General features: G+C 46.6%; 17 protein-coding genes and 1 riboswitch. Of the genes, 4 read left to right on the top strand and 13 right to left on the bottom strand.

The features are described from left to right. Nucleotides 1–37: 37 nt before the first annotated feature. The 11 genes from BK120_RS29665 to BK120_RS29715 all read right to left on the bottom strand — a co-directional run bounded on the left by BK120_RS29665 (nt 38) and on the right by BK120_RS29715 (nt 12,969). A complete protein-coding gene (locus tag BK120_RS29665) occupies nt 38–892 on the bottom strand; it encodes a DMT family transporter (protein ID WP_076271114.1) in 855 nt (284 codons plus the stop codon). Nucleotides 893–1,079: 187 nt separating this feature from the next. Beyond that, nucleotides 1,080–1,847 (bottom strand): DeoR/GlpR family DNA-binding transcription regulator, encoded by a 768-nt coding sequence (locus tag BK120_RS29670; RefSeq protein WP_076271115.1) that lies wholly within the window; start codon nt 1,845–1,847, stop codon nt 1,080–1,082. Nucleotides 1,848–1,948: 101 nt separating this feature from the next. Then, complete coding sequence (locus BK120_RS29675) at nt 1,949–2,977, bottom strand: 5-oxoprolinase subunit C family protein (protein WP_076271116.1); 1,029 nt, start codon at nt 2,975–2,977, stop codon at nt 1,949–1,951. Continuing rightward, on the bottom strand, nt 2,974–3,729 hold the full coding sequence (gene pxpB, locus BK120_RS29680) for a 5-oxoprolinase subunit PxpB (protein WP_076271151.1): 756 nt from the start codon (nt 3,727–3,729) through the stop codon (nt 2,974–2,976). The genes BK120_RS29675 and pxpB overlap by 4 nt, the downstream gene beginning before the upstream one ends. 2 nt (nt 3,730–3,731) lie before the next feature. Beyond that, nucleotides 3,732–4,493, bottom strand: coding sequence for a 5-oxoprolinase subunit PxpA (locus BK120_RS29685; protein ID WP_076271117.1), 762 nt, complete (start codon nt 4,491–4,493; stop codon nt 3,732–3,734). Nucleotides 4,494–4,662: 169 nt separating this feature from the next. After that, complete coding sequence (locus BK120_RS29690) at nt 4,663–6,048, bottom strand: NCS2 family permease (RefSeq protein ID WP_076271118.1); 1,386 nt, start codon at nt 6,046–6,048, stop codon at nt 4,663–4,665. Between the two features lie 122 nt (nt 6,049–6,170). Then, nucleotides 6,171–6,271: riboswitch (purine riboswitch) on the bottom strand. A 109-nt stretch (nt 6,272–6,380) separates the two neighbouring features. Beyond that, the gene (locus tag BK120_RS29695) at nt 6,381–8,435 is read right to left on the bottom strand and encodes an iron ABC transporter permease (protein ID WP_083682634.1); all 2,055 of its coding nucleotides are present in this window, start codon (nt 8,433–8,435) and stop codon (nt 6,381–6,383) included. 8 nt (nt 8,436–8,443) lie between these two features. Then, nucleotides 8,444–9,466 (bottom strand): ABC transporter substrate-binding protein, encoded by a 1,023-nt coding sequence (locus BK120_RS29700; protein ID WP_076271119.1) that lies wholly within the window; start codon nt 9,464–9,466, stop codon nt 8,444–8,446. A gap of 246 nt (nt 9,467–9,712) precedes the next feature. Next, complete coding sequence (locus BK120_RS29705; protein ID WP_076271120.1) at nt 9,713–11,020, bottom strand: 6-phospho-beta-glucosidase; 1,308 nt, start codon at nt 11,018–11,020, stop codon at nt 9,713–9,715. A 34-nt stretch (nt 11,021–11,054) separates the two neighbouring features. Beyond that, nucleotides 11,055–12,026, bottom strand: coding sequence for an N-acetylglucosamine kinase (locus BK120_RS29710; RefSeq protein WP_256711067.1), 972 nt, complete (start codon nt 12,024–12,026; stop codon nt 11,055–11,057). Nucleotides 12,027–12,117: 91 nt separating this feature from the next. Next, on the bottom strand, nt 12,118–12,969 hold the full coding sequence (locus BK120_RS29715; RefSeq protein WP_076271121.1) for an AraC family transcriptional regulator: 852 nt from the start codon (nt 12,967–12,969) through the stop codon (nt 12,118–12,120). A 295-nt stretch (nt 12,970–13,264) separates the two neighbouring features. Between BK120_RS29715 and BK120_RS29720 the strand changes: the two genes are divergently transcribed. The 4 genes from BK120_RS29720 to BK120_RS29735 all read left to right on the top strand — a co-directional run bounded on the left by BK120_RS29720 (nt 13,265) and on the right by BK120_RS29735 (nt 16,052). Continuing rightward, complete coding sequence (locus BK120_RS29720; RefSeq protein WP_256711068.1) at nt 13,265–13,909, top strand: TetR/AcrR family transcriptional regulator; 645 nt, start codon at nt 13,265–13,267, stop codon at nt 13,907–13,909. A gap of 80 nt (nt 13,910–13,989) precedes the next feature. Continuing rightward, entirely contained in the window at nt 13,990–14,586 is a 597-nt protein-coding gene (locus BK120_RS29725; RefSeq protein WP_076271122.1) for a permease, read from the top strand. A 188-nt stretch (nt 14,587–14,774) separates the two neighbouring features. Next, nucleotides 14,775–15,299 carry a PadR family transcriptional regulator gene (locus tag BK120_RS29730; protein ID WP_076271123.1) on the top strand — a complete coding sequence of 175 codons (525 nt, stop codon included), beginning with the start codon at nt 14,775–14,777 and terminating at the stop codon, nt 15,297–15,299. Continuing rightward, the gene (locus tag BK120_RS29735) at nt 15,300–16,052 is read left to right on the top strand and encodes a CPBP family intramembrane glutamic endopeptidase (protein WP_076271124.1); all 753 of its coding nucleotides are present in this window, start codon (nt 15,300–15,302) and stop codon (nt 16,050–16,052) included. A gap of 58 nt (nt 16,053–16,110) precedes the next feature. On the opposite strand, the gene BK120_RS29740 is transcribed toward BK120_RS29735, so the two are convergent. Both BK120_RS29740 and guaA read right to left on the bottom strand, forming a co-directional pair. After that, entirely contained in the window at nt 16,111–16,683 is a 573-nt protein-coding gene (locus BK120_RS29740) for a hypothetical protein (RefSeq protein WP_076271125.1), read from the bottom strand. Nucleotides 16,684–16,923: 240 nt separating this feature from the next. Further along, complete coding sequence (guaA, locus tag BK120_RS29745) at nt 16,924–18,462, bottom strand: glutamine-hydrolyzing GMP synthase (RefSeq protein WP_076271126.1); 1,539 nt, start codon at nt 18,460–18,462, stop codon at nt 16,924–16,926. Nucleotides 18,463–18,882: the final 420 nt, after the last annotated feature.

Here is an 18,882-nt window from a genome sequence, read left to right on the forward strand (position 1 = left end):
CTAACTCCCTCTCCATTAGGTATTCACGTACTATTGTTTAATGCCCTGATGACGCAATCATAATGATACCCATAACTACAGCGATCGAAGCCGTAATTCTGCGAGTCCCTTGCGACTCTTTTAATACAAATAGACCAAGGAGCGTGCCAAACACGATTCCCACCTCGCGCATAGGCGCAACTGTGGAAATATTGGCATTTCTAGCTGCAAACAAAAACAGCAAGTACGAGCCCGGAGACAAGATAGCGCCAATCCAAATAATATTAATATGAGTGCGAATAACATGCTTAAGCCGTTTAGAACGAAGAACAGCAGGTGTCAGTCCGAGTACAAACCCAATATTCGTCACCTCAAGCAGCGCAAGCGGAGAGAGATGCTGCAAATTCACTTTATCGATAAGCGTGTAAGTGGTAATGCATAGCCCAACGCTCATCGCCAGCAGTACAGGCTTATAGAAAGACTGCTGATGCCCTTTGCCCGAAGATCTTCCGATCATGACGATGAACCCGATCAGCATAAAGCTGAGTCCGATCCACCCCCACAAAGGCAATGTCTCTTTTAATAGCAATACGCCGATGGCTGGGATAAGCAAGGTTGGTGTCCCCCGCATGATCGGATACACTTGCGATAAATCTCCAGCATTATAGGTGTAAGCGAGCAACAGCGAATAAACGCTTTGCATAATTAGCGATGCCCCGATTAACAGCCACTGTGTCTGAGATAGTGACGCACTCGAAAGTTCATTAATGAGTGTCGGCAGCAAAACAATAGTTGCAGGCATATAAATCACCCATAAGAACAACGCTTTATCCGTACTTTGCTTTGCTAGCATATTCCACACCGCATGCGCCAAACCGGAACACAAGACAAGAATAAGAGAAATAACAATCAATTAAGAAACACCTCCATCGATCCTCATTTAGATTCAACTATCAGTTCCACATATTCCAACACAATATCACACAAACACACACATTTACAATATCTTAATATTTACTTTTCATTAGAAAGCAAAAAAAGACCCTTGGTATATAACCAAGAGTCTTAAGGACAGTCAAAGTCCCCTTTATTATTCATCTCTACTCATAAACAATCTCAATGCCGCTCCGTTTATATTTATCGACTAGATCAAGGCTGATCTTCGAATCTGTAACGAAACGTTCTACATCCGCGCAACCGCACACCTTGAGCAGGGAGACTTGATCAAATTTGCTGCTGTCTGCAAGCGCGATCGTGCTTTTTGCGTTTGCTTGCATAATCTTCTTCACCTGTACTTCACCAATCGCGTTGTCGGTAATGCCTTCGTCCAATGTAACTCCGCTCATGCTCATAAAAAACAAGTCTGCATGAAAGCGGGAAGCGAATTCTTCAGCCAAGTCTCCGATAATGCTCTGTTCTGCTTGACGGATAATACCTCCGATCATGATCAGCGTAAAACCGGGGACATCGATTAATTCATTTACGATTGGCAAGGAATTCGTAATAATCGTCAATCGCTCGAACTTTGTCTTGAGCATCTTCGCAATCTGAGTATTGGTTGTGCTTACATCAAGTGCGATGGACATTCCTTCCGTTACATATCGAATGGCGAGCTGTGACAATTCCGTTTTCTCCGTCAAGTAAATCGATTCACGAATCGGCAGCGGGATTTCCCGGCTGTAATCCGGCTCTTTTAAAATCGCACCGCCATGAACCCTCTGCAATAAGCCTAGGTTCTCCAAATGCTCTAGATCGCGCCTTATCGTTTCAAAAGAAACGCCAAACGATTCCATAAGTTCCGACGCTCGAATCGATTTGTCGCTATTTATTTTTTGGATAATTAATTGATGCCGCTGCTGTGCGAACAATTGCTATCACTCCTCTATGCCGTGCCTTTCGGTAATTCCTGCTTCTTGATTAGTAGTCTACCATAAATCAAGGAAAGAGGCTCAGCCGCTAAGAGCAGTGTTCATCTTGTATCCCTTTCATTCGCGGCATTAAATTTTAGTGCTATAGCGGCTTTCAGCATTCTCATATCACGCTCGCTGTCCAAATAAAGCTGTTCCGCTTCTTGCTGCGTGATCCTCTCGAACCGAAAACGGTCGCCGGGCTTTAGCTGTGCAAAAACAGGAATATCGACCGTTGCAACTTGCGCAATACGTAGATAACCGCCCGTTGTCTGTCTGTCCGCCAGCAGCACGATCGGCTCTCCGCCAGCCGGCACTTGGACCGTTCCGTTTGCGACAGCCTCCGAAAGCAGCTCAAGCGGCTTCGCGAGCGTCATCTTCTCCGTTCCTTCGAGCCGATATCCCATCCGATCGGACTGTGCGGAAATCTGGAAGCTCTGGCTAAATAAGCTAGCCCGGCTTGTCTCTGTAAACAGCTCGTAATGCGTGCCCGTCATCGCGCGAATGATCGGGTCCGCTAGATTGTCCGCTATCGCAAAATGACTCGCATGCCAGAGCGGCACCGCAACGCTGCCATTCCATCCCAGGCGCAAAGCATGCTCCATTCGCTCTGACAGCAAGCTCGGCGCCTTAGCTGCCAGTACATCTCCTGACTTTAATGCCCTTCCGAAGTAACCTCCGATTGCGCCGCGCAGATACGTACTTTTGCTTCCCATTACCTCCGGTACATCAAGTCCGCCCGCAACGGCGAGATAGGAGCGGCAGCCCGATTGGCAAGCTCCGAATTTCACGCTCATTCCCGCGCGAACGAGCACTGGTCTCCATAAGGGCAGCGTCTCACCTCCTGCGGTAACAGACATACGCGCGCCGCAAATCGCGAGCAGCGTATCCTTCTCCATAAAGAGCTCCGTTCCGGTAAGCGTAATTTCCAGCACCGCCTCACTATCCTCGTTGCCGACTAACAGATTAGCCGCACGCGAAGCTCCCGTATCCATAGCCCCGCCTGCGACTACGCCGTATTTTTGATACCGATGCCTTCCGAGATCTTGTACAGTAACGAGCAAGCCGGGACGAACCACTTTTATAGTCATAATTCACCTTCTAAATAAAGCTTGTACTGCCGCTCCGTTATCGGCTTAAATCTAATCAAGTCCCCCGGTCTAAGCAAGCTTGGAATTTCGTCCTGAGGACGAAATAGAGCAAGCGGCGTTCTGCCGATCAGCTGCCAGCCGCCCGGCGTTGCAACCGAATATATGCCCGTCTGCTTGCCAGCTATGCCGACGCTGCCCTGAGGAATGATCGTCCGGGGCGTCTGATGTCTTGGCGCGGCAATTCGCTCAGACATTCCTCCCAAATAAGGAAAACCTGGCGCAAAGCCGAGCATATGGACCAAGTAGCTGCCACCAGCATGTATAGCGATCACTTCCTCCTCCGGAAGTCCGTTAAGCTCAGCAACTAGGCTAAGGTCAGGACCGTACTCTCCGCCATAGCAAACCGGAATTTCAATCGTTCTATCCGCCTGATCGGAAGAGTGCAGCTGCTCTATAGATAGATACGTCTGCACTCTAGCGCATACCGTTTCAAAGATTGTAGCATGCTGAAGCTCGGCTGCAGTGCGGCTTCTCTTCACCAGCAGCGGGTCATAGTGGATCGCCACCGAGACAAAGGATGGGACGCATTCAATGAATCCAGCAAATGGTTTCCACTCCAAATGGCGGCTTAAATTCATGACCGTTCGGTTCGTTTCTTCGTCAATGGAGCTGCCTAAACGAATAATAACGGCAGAGTCACCAAGCGGCAGCATTTCAATAGGAGCCTGAGGTTCCGTTGCAGCCTTCTCCATGCTCATACACCCGCCTTCTGAACAGATATGCTCGCTGCCTCTAATGCCGCCCGCAGTCTTATGACATGCTCTACTGCGCCTGGCGTATCCCCATGCACGCATACCGTATCCGCCTTCAAAATAACGCTATGATGCTGTCTCGATTTGACCTCGCCATCCCTGATCATGCTTATCGCTTGCTCTGCAGCGTGAACAGGATCAACAATAACAGCACCTTCCGTCCCTCGCGGCGTTAGTGAGCCGTCCGACTCGTAGGTTCGGTCTGCGAATACTTCATGAATGGTACGCAAGCCTATAGCTTCGCCTGCGTGAATAAGCTCACTGCCTGCTAATCCGAATAGCATCAGACTCGGATTAACCTTATATATTGCCTCTGCTATCGCATCGGCTAACGGTTTGCTCTTCGCAGCCATATTATACAAAGCGCCATGCGGCTTCACATGTGCGACGCTTCCGCCTTCTGATTTAGCAAAAGCACTCACCGCACCCAGCTGATAAACCGTCAGCTCATATGCCTCCTCCGGCGTTATGGCCATCATCCTTCGACCGAAGCCTGCCAAATCCGGCAGCCCCGGATGCGCTCCAATAGCTACATCATTCTCTAGCGCCAGCTTAACCGTGCGCCGTATTGTCGCTGCATCTCCAGCGTGAAAACCGCAAGCAATATTCGCTGAAGTAATATATTTCATCAGCTCGTGATCGAGGCCAGCTGTGTAAACCCCAAAACCTTCACCCATATCGCAGTTTAAATCCACGCGAAACATATGCTCTCCCCCGTCTGCTCGCCTGCCAAAGCCAGCTCTATTTCCAAAATTATATCAAATTTCAGCTCGAAAATAAGCAGCCCTATCCTCTGCGTCTCTCCACCATAAGGCTAAACTACAAAAAAAAGAAGCAGCGCCGGTCCAGCGCTGCTTCTTCCATATTATTTGTTTATTCCCCGCCCATAAATACGTAACGGCCAATGATGAGCACCGCTAGAATCCACATGAGCCAGTGAACCTTGTATTTGCCTTTGCCTGTTACATTAGCAACCGTTGCAAGCAATACGTACGATACGATACCGAACGAAATACCGTTTGCAATGTTGTAAGTAAGCGGCATAAGTGCAAGTGTCAAGAAGGATGGAATCGCATAAACCATATCTGAAAAATCGATATCTTTTACGGATTGCATCATCAGCACGCCTACGATAATGAGTGCAGCAGCTGTAGCCGCGCCTGGAACAAGCGCAACGATTGGAGACAAGAAGATAGCAAGCAGGAAGCAAACGCCTGTCGTTACTGCCGTTAGGCCTGTACGTCCGCCTTGCGCAATACCTGCAGAGCTTTCTACGAATGCGGTAACTGTACTTGTACCAAGCACCGCGCCGCCGCTGACGCCGATCGCATCAACAAACATCGCTTTACCTACACGTTTTTTGCCCTTTTCAGCGTCCTTCATGTAGCCTGCACGGTTTGCTGTACCAACAAGCGTACCGAACGTATCGAACATTTCGACGAACGTAAATGTCAGGATAACCGTTACCAGTCCGACTTCAAATACGCCTGCAAAGTCAAAATGCCAGAAGTTCATTTTGGAGAAATCAGGCACCCATGTTTGACCAGTGAATGCTGCTTTCACATCAACATGACCCATTAGAATAGCAATAACAGTTGTACCTAGAATACCGAACAAAAGCGCTCCCGGTACACGCAGTACCATCAGCACGCCAATAAGAAGCAATGCAATCACGGTAAGTACAACCGTTTCATTATGAAAGCTTCCCAGTTGAATAACGGTTTCGGAGCCGCTAACTGGTGTGAATTGACCTGCTTTAATGTCTGTGAAGCTTGATACTGCGATTGTCATAATTCCGCTGTTTTTCAAGCCGATAATGGTGATGAACAAGCCAATACCGACTGTGATCGCATGCTTCAAGCTGTCTGGAACAGCTGTGATAAGCATTTGGCGAATTTGGGTAAGCGTCAATATGATAAAGATAATACCTGAAATAAATACCGCGGTTAGTCCCATTGCTGGTGAGATCGGTGCGTCCGTTGACGCCGATGCGATAACGACCGATGCAAAATACGCGTTAAGACCCATACCTGGTGCTAGCGCAACTGGGAAGTTAACGAACAAGCCCATTGCGATGGTGAAGATACCTGCTGCTAATGCCGTTGCAAGAAACACGGCAGTCCAATCCAAGCCAGCTGGCGTTAGTATGATTGGATTGACGGCTAATATGTAAGCCATCGTCATGAAAGTCGTCAGCCCCGCCATAATCTCTGTTCTGACATTTGTTCCGTGTTCCTTTAAGCGAAAGAAACGTTCCATTTTGATTACAAACCTCCCAAAAATGTGGTGGAACAAACAAAGAAGCCTAGTAAAAATGCAATAGATCGCATTTCTCCTAGGCTCTGCAAAAAGGGGAAAAAGATACCCGCTGGACCGCTGCGAGCTTTTTCCGCCAATTTCGTAGCCTGATCATTTACGGTGACCGAGTAGAGACTCTCAAGCCGATTCTTGAGATTATACGAAAAGATATGCTGTTGTTGTTTTCCGTTTTCAATTTTAAAGAGAAATTGCCCATTTTGTCAACAACTTTTACGAACGTTATTGGCAATACATACGTACAACATTCGTTTTTAGCAAACATTTCTAACATTCTACCTTTTTTTGACGAGTGAACGGTACATAAGAAACAGGAAGTATGGAGCTCCAATCAGCATAATGATGAGCCCGGAAGGAATCTCCTTCGGAGCCATTGCCGTTCTTCCGATCGTATCCGCAATTACGAGCAGCAAGGCGCCGAGCAGACCTGACAGGATGATCGAGCGCCTTGTGTGATGTCCGACCATCATCCTTACCGCATGCGGCGCCATTAATCCAAGGAAACCAATCGTTCCTACGCTCGCCACCGCTCCCGCAGCAAGCAGCACGCCTATGATCATAGCCCAAAGCCGTGTGCCTTTGACCGGTAAGCCGAGACCTGTCGAGCTTTCATCTCCGAAGGCGAGCAGATCAAATTTCCTGCTCAAATAATAGGCCGCCGGTACAAGAATAAGCAGAAAAATAAAAATACTGTTAAAATGGCTCCAGCTTCGGCCATACGTCGTTCCCGTTAGCCAAACAAATGCCGTGCTGCTCCATAGGCTTGCCTTCACGATCATCGCCTGAATGCCTGCAGCTCCGATGGCAGACACCGCTATGCCAAGCAGGATCAGAACGGATGGATTAAGCGATTTGCGCCAAGCTAAGAAAAATACAACAGCGGCAGCTAGAGCCCCGCCAGTAATAGCGGCAATAGGCAGCGCGAAGATCGGCAGCGTTGGCCATGCAACGAGCACGACCAAAGCGCCAAATCCCGCACCCGAGGTGACGCCGATAATAGAAGCATCTGCGAGCGGATTGCGAACAGCGCTTTGAATGAGTACGCCGCTGATTGCGAGCGCGATGCCTCCCCCTGCTGCAACGAGGGTGCGCGGAAGCCTTAGATTCAGCAGCACAGAATAAGAATCGTCTCCTGCTCCGAATAGGCTTCTAAGCAATTCCATGATCGGAATTTTTGTACCGCCGAGCGACAAGCTAACGAGAATGACCGCAGCCAGCAATACGGTCATGGCTAAGGCAGTCGGTGCAAAACGCCAGCGGAATGGAGCTCCTCCAATGCTCATCGACGACTGTCCTGAGCCCGAACCGGAAATATTTTTCATCTTGGTAAGCACCAGCCAAATAAGCCAAGGCGCCCCGATAATCGCCATGACGGCGCCTACCGGCATTTCGCCGAGACTGCTTCGTACCATGCGGGCAAGCACATCCGCTGCCGTTATGAGCAGCGCTCCCCAAAGCGCGCTCGCAGGAATGAGCAAACGATGATTTCGTAAGCCGGAGAGCCTAACCAAATGCGGAGCTACAAGGCCAACGAAACCAATCGGCCCTACGACGCTGACCACGATGGCTGCCATAAGCACAGAGAGCGCCAGCCCTCCCGCCCGGGTTAAGCCTACGCGCTGCCCTAATGAACGAGCCGTCGATTCGTCCAGCTCGAGCGCATCGAACTTGCGTCCGGCAAGTATTGCAATGACGAGCAATGCCGCCACAAGCGGCCAAGCATACTTCACGCCGCTCCAATCAAGCTGAATTAACGTGCCTCCACCCCAAAGAAACAACGATTGCGTTTCCGTCGCTTTAAAAATATGAATGGCCGACGTAAACGCACCGAGCACCATCGAGACGATCATCCCCGATAGCGCTAGCCGAACCGGCGTTGCCGCCCGCCCGCCGCCAAGAAAATAAGCAGCGAGTGCCGCAAGGAAACCTCCCACTGCCGCAAGCAGGAAAGGTGCCTCATGCTGCAGTGCAGGAAAAGCGACCATGCCGAGCACAACCATAAAATAGGCTCCAGCATTAATGCCCAGTGTATCGGAGGCCGCAAGCGGGTTTTTCGTTATCGTTTGCAACAACGCTCCTGCCGCTGCTAACGCAGCTCCCGCTATAATGCCGATAACGGTCCGCGGCATCCTAATATCCCAAAGCAAATTATGCTCCATGACATCCTGCCGATGAAGCAAACCGTCAAATACGACTGCCGCTGGAATTTTTGCTTCCCCGAAGCAAAGACTCAGTATGAACAGAAAGAAAAGGGCGGCAAGGCCGCCCCCAAATATACCTATCATTCGCCAAATCATACCCAATGAGGCTTCTTTATTTTGCTTCTTCATGAGCTCGCTCATTTCGTTAATGTATTTACGACTTGGTCTACGATGACTTTGGAGGAGATCGGACCGCCGAACACCCATGTCGTGCTGTCGAGAGCAAACGTACGTTTTTCTTTCACGAAATTAAGACCGTTCCATACCGAATTGTCTTTCAATGTGCCAGAAAAAATGTCGTCATCCTTTTGAACGATATAGATCAGGTTCGTATCTTGAATAGCCGGCAGTGCCTCAACCGTTGAAGTAGTAAAGCCATACATTTCGAACTGCTCCGGTTTCCAATCGTTTTTGAGGCCAATACGATCCAGCGTTTGAACCGCTAGCGAATTATCCATGAATAGGCGCATCGTTGCAGCGTTCTGATAGCTGAATGCTTGCGTCAGCACATAGTTCAAGCCTTCTTTGCCTGCTGCTGCAAGCTTCGTTTTTGCATCCGTATAATGCTGATCCAGATCGGCAAGTACTTTGTCGCCTTCTGGTGTTTTGCCGACTGCTGCCGCAATAGATTTGAATATATCGATCATTTGCGTGTATTGATCGCCTTGGCCTTCAACCGGATAAAGGCTGAATAGCAGCGTTGGCGCAATGCCTTTCAGCTGATCGTAGATCGCTTCGTGACTGTCCGTAATGCCAATAATGAGATCAGGCTTCAAGGCTGCGATCGTCTCTAGGTTCGGCTCGTGGCGGAAACCAACGTCCGTCACGCCTGCATCAAGCGGCGCCTCTCCTGTTACCCATTGCTTATAACCCTCGTTGTCCGCGCTGCCTACCGGCTGCATTCCAAGGGCAACCATGTCCTCTGTAAACGTCCACTCCAGCACAACAACCTTTTGTGCTGGCTTCTCAAGGGTAACCTCACCTTTAGCATCCTTCACGACAATCGGACCATCCGTTTTCGCGCCAGCGTCGTTTGTAGCAGGAGCGTTAGTGCTTGCCTTGTTTTCTGCCTTGTTGTTCGAAGCATTATTCGCACCGCAGCCTGCAGCCACCACCATTACGACGATGACCATAATCAAACTCATTAATCGTTTGTTCATTTTTTTCTTACCCCCTATTTGTTTAAACCCTGCTTCATTCGCTGGGTTGATAACTGATTCCAATGCATTGATAATGATTATCATGTTCAAATACCTTTGTTATCATATAATCGATAGCACTAGATGTCAATGTAAATATTTTGTATTTTCAGCTAATTACCGATGCGAAATCTATAGTTCAAAGCAAGCCAAAAAAGGGCGGGAGCTATGCTCCTGCCCTTCCTGTCGACTGCTTAGCAGCCTAGTTTATTCTTTGAAAAAATTCGGCAAATACTTTTTGTTCGCCTCAAGCATTTCTTCAAGCAACGCCTTAGCCACCGCTACGCTTGGAACAAGCGGGTGATGAACGAGCGCTTGCAGCGCGATCCCCTTATCTCCGCTGATTGCAGCTTCAATAGTAAGCGATTCATACGTTTTCACAGCATGCATAAGACCTTTAATTTGCTCTGGAACACGCTGCAAAGGCAGTGGAATCGGGCCTTGAGCCGTAACGACACAGTTAACCTCGATGCTTGCATCTTCAGGCAGAAAATCAATAATGTTGCCGTTTCTAACGTTCAACGTCTGAATATCACGTTTGTCGGTATATAGAGCATGCATCAAGTTAACAGCTGCCTCAGAGTAGTAAGCACCGCCGCGCTGCTCAAGCTGCTTTGGCTTCTCCGTCAAATTAACATCCTTGTACAGCTCAAACAATTCTGTTTCGACCCGGCTTACAACTTCTGCGCGCGTGCCGTTTTTCTCTAGCGAGTCTTTCATATCCGCGAACATCGAATCCGTCATATAGAAATAACGGAGGTAATACGTTGGTATCGCGCCTAATGTGCGAAGGAAATCTGCATCCCAGTCAAACGCGGTTACGTTTGTAGCTGAATAGTCACGACCGGCTCCGATCATTTCGTCCAATTTGTCCTCACCGTTTACATAAGCGGCTGTAACCCAGTGCAAATGATTGATCCCTACGAATTCAGGCAATACTTCACTCTCGCTAACGCCATACTCTTTAGCCAGAAACTTTTGAAAGTTAATTGGTGAATTGCATAGACCCACTGTTTTTACTTTGCTGTATTTTTGAACCGCTTCGGTTACAATACCCGCTGGATTCGTGAAATTAAGCATCCAAGCATTCGGAGCAAGCTCTTCAATATCCTTACAAATATCCAGAATGACAGGTACAGTACGAAGCGCTTTAAACATGCCGCCTGGTCCAGTCGTCTCTTGTCCAATTACACCATGTGAAATAGGAATATGCTCATCACGGCGTCTTGCTTCCAGCAAACCTACCCGCATTTGTGTCGTTACGAAATCTGCACCAGCGATCGCTTCACGACGGTCAAGCGTTAGTTTCACTTCGATTGGCAGGCCAGCTTTCTCTACCATCCGCTTCGCAAGCTCGCCAACGATTGCCAGCTTATGACGACCTTCTTCGATATCCACAAGCCAAAGCTCACGAATCGGCATTTCATCATACTTTTTAATAAAGCCTTCTACGATTTCTGGCGTATACGAGGAACCGCCGCCAATGACGGCGACCTTTAGTGGTTTTTTGGACATGTGAATGAGCCTCCCTTAAATGTTTAAACTATTTTTAAAATGTAATTTTTCTAAGCGCTGCGTCTACCGCTTCGTCAATCACAATGCCGCTGCTATCCATCGCACTCATTACTGCTCCAATAACGGGATCGACCGTCAATCTGACCGTACGCGCTTGCGGCGAAACCGCTACTACAGCTTCACTGATTGCATCGACCATATGTGTAGAGCCGCCTCGCGACATTACGCTGCCAGCAAGGACAACATCGAATTTTTCTTGTTCCATGCCTAGCCGCTTAATCAACGCATTAGCCGAGTTCGCATGCTCACGGCCAGCCTCCTGCAAAAGACGAATCGCTACTGCATCACCTAGTGCTGCAGCCTCAAACATGACCTTCGCAAGCTCATGTGACGGACGTTTGCCGTTGTCCAGCGCATCATCGTACATCTCTTGAATCGTGTGATACCCAAGCCGCTGGGGAACCATTTCACTAAGAATCGTCGCTTGCTCTCTGCCTTCCCAAGCACGAATCGCACTGCGGAAAGCGTGAATGGCCAAATCCGTGCCCGAACCATGCCCATCCCCGAATAAATAACCAAAGCCGCCATATTGCAGCTCTTCGCCCTGAGGGTTGCGAGCAGCAGCGTTAAAGCCAGTTCCGCTAATGATGACCGCTCCGTATGAGCGGTTTGTCCCCGCACGCATACCAATCATGGTGTCGCATGCTATCGCGTGATTTTTATAGTCAAGTGAAGCAATCATCGGTCTTAAAATTGCATAGTCAGGCTCACGATCTGCTCCAGCAAGTCCGAAATAAGCAAATGTCACCTGATCCTTCGTCACTCCAGCATCCTGAAGAGCTTGCTGACAAGCATGATCTATGCTGTTTTTTGCTGCATCAAAAGCGGTTTGGTGATTCCCATTTCCGCCGAGGCCTCTGCCGAGTACACGTCCTGTCTCATCTACGAGCAGAGCATGTGTCTTGCTGCCTCCTGCATCTATACCAAGGAAAATAATATCGCTCACACTCCTTATTTGTACTTTCTTCTATTTTAAAATAAAAAACATCGTTCTTCTAATGAAAAAGAACGATGTTGTAATACTATCTTACTGTCTTTTAGGATCGCAGCTCGGATGGGAGCTTCCCCACATGCTGCTTGAACAGCCGATTGAAATTAGATAAATTGCGAAATCCGCATTCAGCTGCTACTTCTATAATCTTTTTGTCTGTGGATTCAAGAAGATAAGCCGCCTGTGACAGCCGCATCTGTATCAAATAATCCATGGGCGAGGTCCCAACGACCTGCACAAACAACGTGCTGAACCGAGAGGGACTTAAGTGCGCGGCCTCTGCGAGTTCGCCAAGCGTCCATGGATAGGATATATCAGCCTCGATGTCATTCAGCACGCCTCGAATCGTTTCCATACCACGCACATGCTGCGCTCCCGTTTCGTTATTTTTTGCAAAATAGCGATTGACGAATGCAAGCAATTGAATGAGCTTCGCCCGCACCACCACTTCAAAATGCGGCTCCTTCAGCTCAAACTCAGCAGACATATCCTTAATAATGCCGCCAAGCTCTCCTAGCTTCGGATGCTCTCGGTCAAGCACATTATCAAATCTTAACCCAATATCCCGAAATGGAATAAGCAGCTCCGCATCGTAGCGCTGCTCTAAAGCAAGGTAAGACGAATCAAACATAATAATGCTCATGACCAGCTCCTCTGACTCAAACGCACGGTGCAAATCATTGGAATGAATAAGTACGATGTCTCCTTGCTGGAAGTCATAACGGCTCCCGTTGATCAGATAGTAGCCGCTCCCCTTCTGTATGTAGTTAATTTCGAGCGCTTTATGCCAATGCAGTCTTTGAAAGGTCGGGGAAACCCCTACAGATTGCGAAATTGTTATTGGAAAAGCCAGCGGCAGCTCAATCCGATCTTCGCTGATTGAAGGATATAGGTTCATTTGATTGATTCTCCTTAAAGTTTTGCGAATGCAAAACTACTTCGTAAGCATGGGCTTAGGTTTTCGCAGAAAACCTACTTCGTAAGCATCGGCTTAGGTTTTCGTAGAAAACCTACTTCGTAAGCATCGGCTTAGTTTTGCGAATGCAAAACTACTCCATAAAAACGAGGTTGAATTTACTATTGTTCTCATCAAAGATTATAGCAGAAATCAGCGTCTTGACGACATCTGTAAGCATTTGGTATTATATAACCATTGGTTAGTAACCAGTGGTTACTAATGTGAAAAGGAGTGAATGAGCATCGCTACTAAAAAAGAATTACGCGCAGAGGAAACAAAACGCGCCATCATCGCCGCAGCTGAGAAGCTGTTCGGTGAACGCGGATACGATTCCGTTTCAATAAGAGAAATTGCTAAAGAAGCCAGCTGTTCTCATACTACGATCTATATTTATTTTCAGGATAAAGAAGCATTGCTTCATGCCTTGTCCATGCAGCCCTTACTGCTGTTGAAGGGTGAATTAGACACACTTGCAAAAGACGCCTTCCTATCCGCTGACGAGAAGCTTAAGCGAATGAATGATTTGTTTATTCGGTTCTGCTTAAACAACAGAAGCATGTACGCTATATTTTTTGAAGTTAAATCCTCCCGTGTCGATGAACTGGAGCCTGAGCTAGAAATCAATCGTGTGCGCAATCAGATGTTCAACGTTATCGTCCAGCTTTTGAAAACAAATCTTAATTTGCCTGAAGGCGAGCAGCTCCTAAGCTGCTCACGCATTTATTTCTATATGCTGCGCGGGATTGTCGGCACCTATACGCATTCGGAAGAGAGTGTGGACGCCATTTTCAGCCGACTCTCCACTACCTTTGATCATGCCTTTGAAGCACTCCTTATTGGATTCGACAAGCAGATAAACGAAAGAAGAGCTGATACATGACTTTTTTATTGTTTCTCTTTCTATTTATCGTCGTATGCGGCTGGCCGGATGCACGAATTGAACGAAAGGTGGCGAAGTAAATGCTGGCTGGACATTTTGGACTTGCGGCCATTGTAAAAGCGATGGAGCCCAAGGTACCCTTGTGGGTTCTGATGGCAAGCACGCAGCTTCTCGATATCGTATTTATCCCGCTCCTGCTCACAGGGGCAGAATCTATTGATAAAATAGGCGACGGAGGTTATGGTGAAGCTGTTATCCATGCTGACTATACGCATTCTCTGGCTGGAGCTTTGCTAATAGCGATTGTTGCTGCTTTAATTTCATGGCGTATATGGAATAAGCGAAGTGCAGCCATCATTGGCTCACTGGTCTTCAGCCATTGGTTGATTGACCTGCTCGTACATCGCAGCGACATGCCGCTCTTGCCCGGAAATTTCGGCGATTTCCCTCTACTCGGCTTCGGACTGTGGAAACTGCCGGCAATTAGCGCCTTATTAGAGCTGTCCCTAGTACTAGCGGGTGCCTGCCTATATATTTGGTCCATTAAGAAACGATTGGCAAAACAAAACCAAGCTGGCGCCTCTGCCCCTGTACATTCGAAACGAACCTATGGTGCAGGCTGGATCATGGCGGCATTCCTAATCCTGACATTTGCGGCCGATTATTTTTCACTCTAAAGCACAATCATACAAAGCCCAAAAACTCCGCAAACCAGCCAGCAGGCTGATACGAGAGTTTTGGGCTTTTTCTTTATTTTAAAATTCCGCTCATTTTCTCGATTGTTCCACTTGACAAAGTATTCCATTCGAGTTACATTACATATATCAAATAGATATATCAAATTGATACATTAAGGAGAACGACAATGATTGAGCTTGTTACTTTAGGAATGCTGATGCAAGGAAAAATGAGCGGTTATGATATTAAAAAAATAACAGAGCAATCAATCGGAATCTTTTACAAAATGAGCTATGGAAGCCTTTACCCTGGACTTAAGCGTCTTGTGGATAGTGCATACGTGACGGAAGAAGAAACGAATGACAGCAAAAATAAAAAGATGTACAGCATCACAAGCGAAGGGCAGAAGCATTTTATGCAGTGGCTGAGAGAACCCCTTCAATCGAACAAACGGGAGTATCTCATTAAAATCTTCTTTTACGATTACCTTGATGAGCCTACGAAAAAACAAAACTTAATGGCGTATCAACAAAACATTGCGCGCAACATTGCTCAAATGGAGGCTGTTCAGTCCATCGTGTCCAAGGAGCTGGAGCAGCTCGAAGATAAAAACGCCTATTATTACCGCGTATCTGTCATGCATTACGGCTTGCATTTTTTTAAGATGGAAAATGAATTTTTAAAAAAAATAATCGAAAAAGAGGAATTCTAAATGAATACAACGGACAGCTTTACAGTAAAAAGACCTATTGTTGCACTCATTCTAATCGAGCTTATGCTGATGATTTTTGTAGCCGGCGGCAGCGCCTACGTATCGATTGCTGAACTTACGCATCCACTCGCTCCATTCCTAGGCTTTATTCCGATAGCACTATTTCTAGTGATCTACATGACGGTAAAAAAACGGTGGAGCACCTTTTATTTCAGCGGTGTTTCCAAGCTTACAAAGCAGCAATGGCTTGAATATCTTCCTCTGCTGCTCGTCTTAATCGTCTTATTGATCGCCAACAAAGGCTTTCAACCCGCTTCCTTCTCATTTTTCACTTATATGCTGCTGTCACAGCTGTTCTTAGTAGGATTTGTAGAGGAAACATTGTTCCGGGGAATGATGCTGCGGATTCTTATGCCAAAAGGTAAAACGGCTGCAATCATCGTCTCCAGCGCGTTGTTTGGTGTTACACATGCTTTGCAGGCGCTTGGCGGCCAATCGCTAGAGGACACTCTTTTACAAATTGGATATGCGTTTATATTGGGCTTTGTATTAACGATGTTGGTCGTTCGGAACCGCACCATTCTGCTCACAATCCTTTTCCACGGCTTGCACAATTTCCTTAACTTCACAGGCAATGATCCAGGCACACATCTATACGACTATCTCGTCATCGCTATTCTTGCCATTCAATTAATCTGGCTGCTTTCTTCCTCCAAAAAAAATTCGATTAAGACAAACACCATTTACACCTAATATGAAGGGCTACGTGAAGAAGAAAAGCACCAACCAACCGAATGATGGTGCTTGAACTTCATTTTATTGAATTAGCAATGTCCACTAAAACATAAGCTGTTACCTTATCCTCTACACGTTTATCAACCGATAATATATATTGCAAACCATTTTTTTCAAAACGCAATACATCAAACGCTGGAGGTCTATCACCTAATGTTGGGGTCGTGCCATAAACAGCTTTCTCTCCATTCTCTAACTCATATATGCGGATAACATTGCTTTTACGTGGGAAGCCTTTTCGGTGTCCAGAAGGATTCACCCATATCATATAATGATTATTTGAACCTTGAAGCTCATTAAGGTACTCGATTTCAAAATAGTCGTTTACAACACCACCATGTTGATTACATCTTGCCAACTGGTGAGTAAACGGAATTGGCGGCAGCTTAAAAGGCAATGTAATCTTCTTTCTGAAATGACGATTACATTCACTTAATGCATCTTCAACTGTTTTATAGCCACCATATTCAAAGTACATCTTTTCAAAAGGCACACGCTCGTCACTTGATGGCTTTTCGTTATAGGCATATGTAGTTGAGCCAATCATAAAAGTGAAAACAATTATAAGCAAACTAACCCTCTTTATCATCGTTTGCCTCCTTGTAATCTTTTTTCATGTAGCCTTCCCCAAGATCACAATGTCTAACTACTCTTTTCTAGAACAACATCTATGCGTGGGCTTCCTAGACGCACTCATGAGTGAGCATGAAAAAGCACCAGCTAAGTACATTTCAATTTAGTTCTTTGATCAAACGAAAAAAAACTCCCTTCTATTTGCTGAATTACACAAATAAAAGAGAGTAATTTTTTGTAATCAATTAATTCCAATCTATTCCCACTCGATTGTAGCAGGCGGTTTCGAAGTTACGTCGTAGACGATACGGTTAACGTTGTCTACTTCGTTGACGATACGAACGGAGATTTTCTCAAGTACATCCCAAGGGATACGTGCCCAGTCTGCTGTCATTCCGTCGATTGAAGTTACAGCGCGGATACCAACGGTGTACGAATACGTACGAGCATCGCCCATAACGCCTACGCTCTTCATGTTCGGAAGCGCAGTGAAGTACTGCCAAATTTCACGGTCAAGACCAGCTTTTGCAATTTCATCACGAAGAATCGCATCCGATTCACGAACGATATGCAGCTTGTCCTCTGTTACTTCGCCTAGGACACGAATCGCAAGACCCGGACCTGGGAATGGCTGACGCCATACGATAGCTTCTGGAAGACCACACTCTTCGCCGACTTTACGAACCTCATCCTTGAATAGCGCTTTAAGAGGCTCGATAAGTTTAAATTTAATGTCTTCGGGCAAACCGCCAACATTGTGGTGAGACTTGATCGTTTGAGCTGTAGCTGTACCGCTCTCCACGATGTCTGTGTAAAGTGTGCCTTGTGCCAAAAATTCAAAGTCATCCAGCTTGTCCGACTCTTCTTGGAACACATAAATAAATTCGTTACCGATAATTTTACGTTTTTGCTCTGGATCTTCTACGCCCTTCAGCTTGCCAAGGAAACGCTCTTGCGCGTCGATTTTGAGCACTTTCATATCAAATTTGCCTACGAATGTTTCCATAACGCCTTCGGCTTCACCTTTGCGGAGCATGCCGTGGTCGATAAACATACAAGTAAGCTGATCGCCAATCGCTTTGTGAAGAAGAATAGCTACAACAGAAGAATCTACGCCGCCGGAAAGCGCGCATAGTACTTTTTTGTCGCCAACTTCATTGCGAATATCACGAATAGCATCTTCAATGAACGATTCCATCGTCCATGTGCCATCACAATCACAAACATTGTAAAGGAAGTTGCGAATCATTTCATTACCGAATTCAGAGTGACGAACCTCTGGGTGGAATTGAACGGCAAAGAATCCGCGGTCTGGATTGCTCATTGCTGCAACAGGAGCATGATCCGTGCTTGCATCAACTTTAAAGCCATCAGGCAGCTCGACTACGTGGTCGCCGTGGCTCATCCAAACCGTTTGAACTTTATCTAAGCCAAAGCCGATTTGCGAACCTTCCACAAATTCCACTTCTGCTTTTCCGTATTCACGTTTGCCAGCGCGCTCAACCTTACCATTAAGCTGATGTGACATCAGCTGCATACCGTAGCAAATACCGAAAATTGGAATGTTCAAATCATAAATCGCAGGGTCAACCATTGGTGAATTTTCTTCATAAACGCTTGCCGGTCCTCCCGAGAATACGATACCCTTCGGCTGTAGTTCACGGATCCGTTCTACCGACGTGTTATACGGCAATAGCTCGCTATATACGCCCAAATCACGAATACGGCGTGCAATAAGTTGGTTATATTGTCCTCCAAAATCGAGTACAACGATGATTTCATTTTGCTTAGTCATTACCGAGCCTCCCTCAAATTATGTAGTAATTATATATAAGGCTGTTTAAGCGAGTCAAGGCAAAGCGGAGTGACAATTCATTGAAGTAAAAATGTAACCGCTTATCTGCTTGATTATAGGCATATAAATAGAATGTTATTTAATGTGCCAAGTCATACGGAATAGTTGAAAAAATTTGAGCAGCTGCAGGCTGCTGCTTCATTTCATCCACCCTTTTTTCATGCGGCTGCCTAAGTTAAAGTCAGATTATATAGTAAAAATGCTTGGTAATTGTGCAACTAAGCTCATTACGACAGTTTCAACAGCTGCTTGAGACATTAACGGGAAAAGCTCCTTTTAAAATGTCTCTTAATGAGCTTTTCAGCAAATTAACAGAAAAAACTCCCGTTAATTCTCGAGAAATAGCCATCATCAGCCAAA

The organism is Paenibacillus sp. FSL A5-0031, assembly GCF_001956295.1.
Lineage (GTDB): Bacteria > Bacillota > Bacilli > Paenibacillales > Paenibacillaceae > Pristimantibacillus.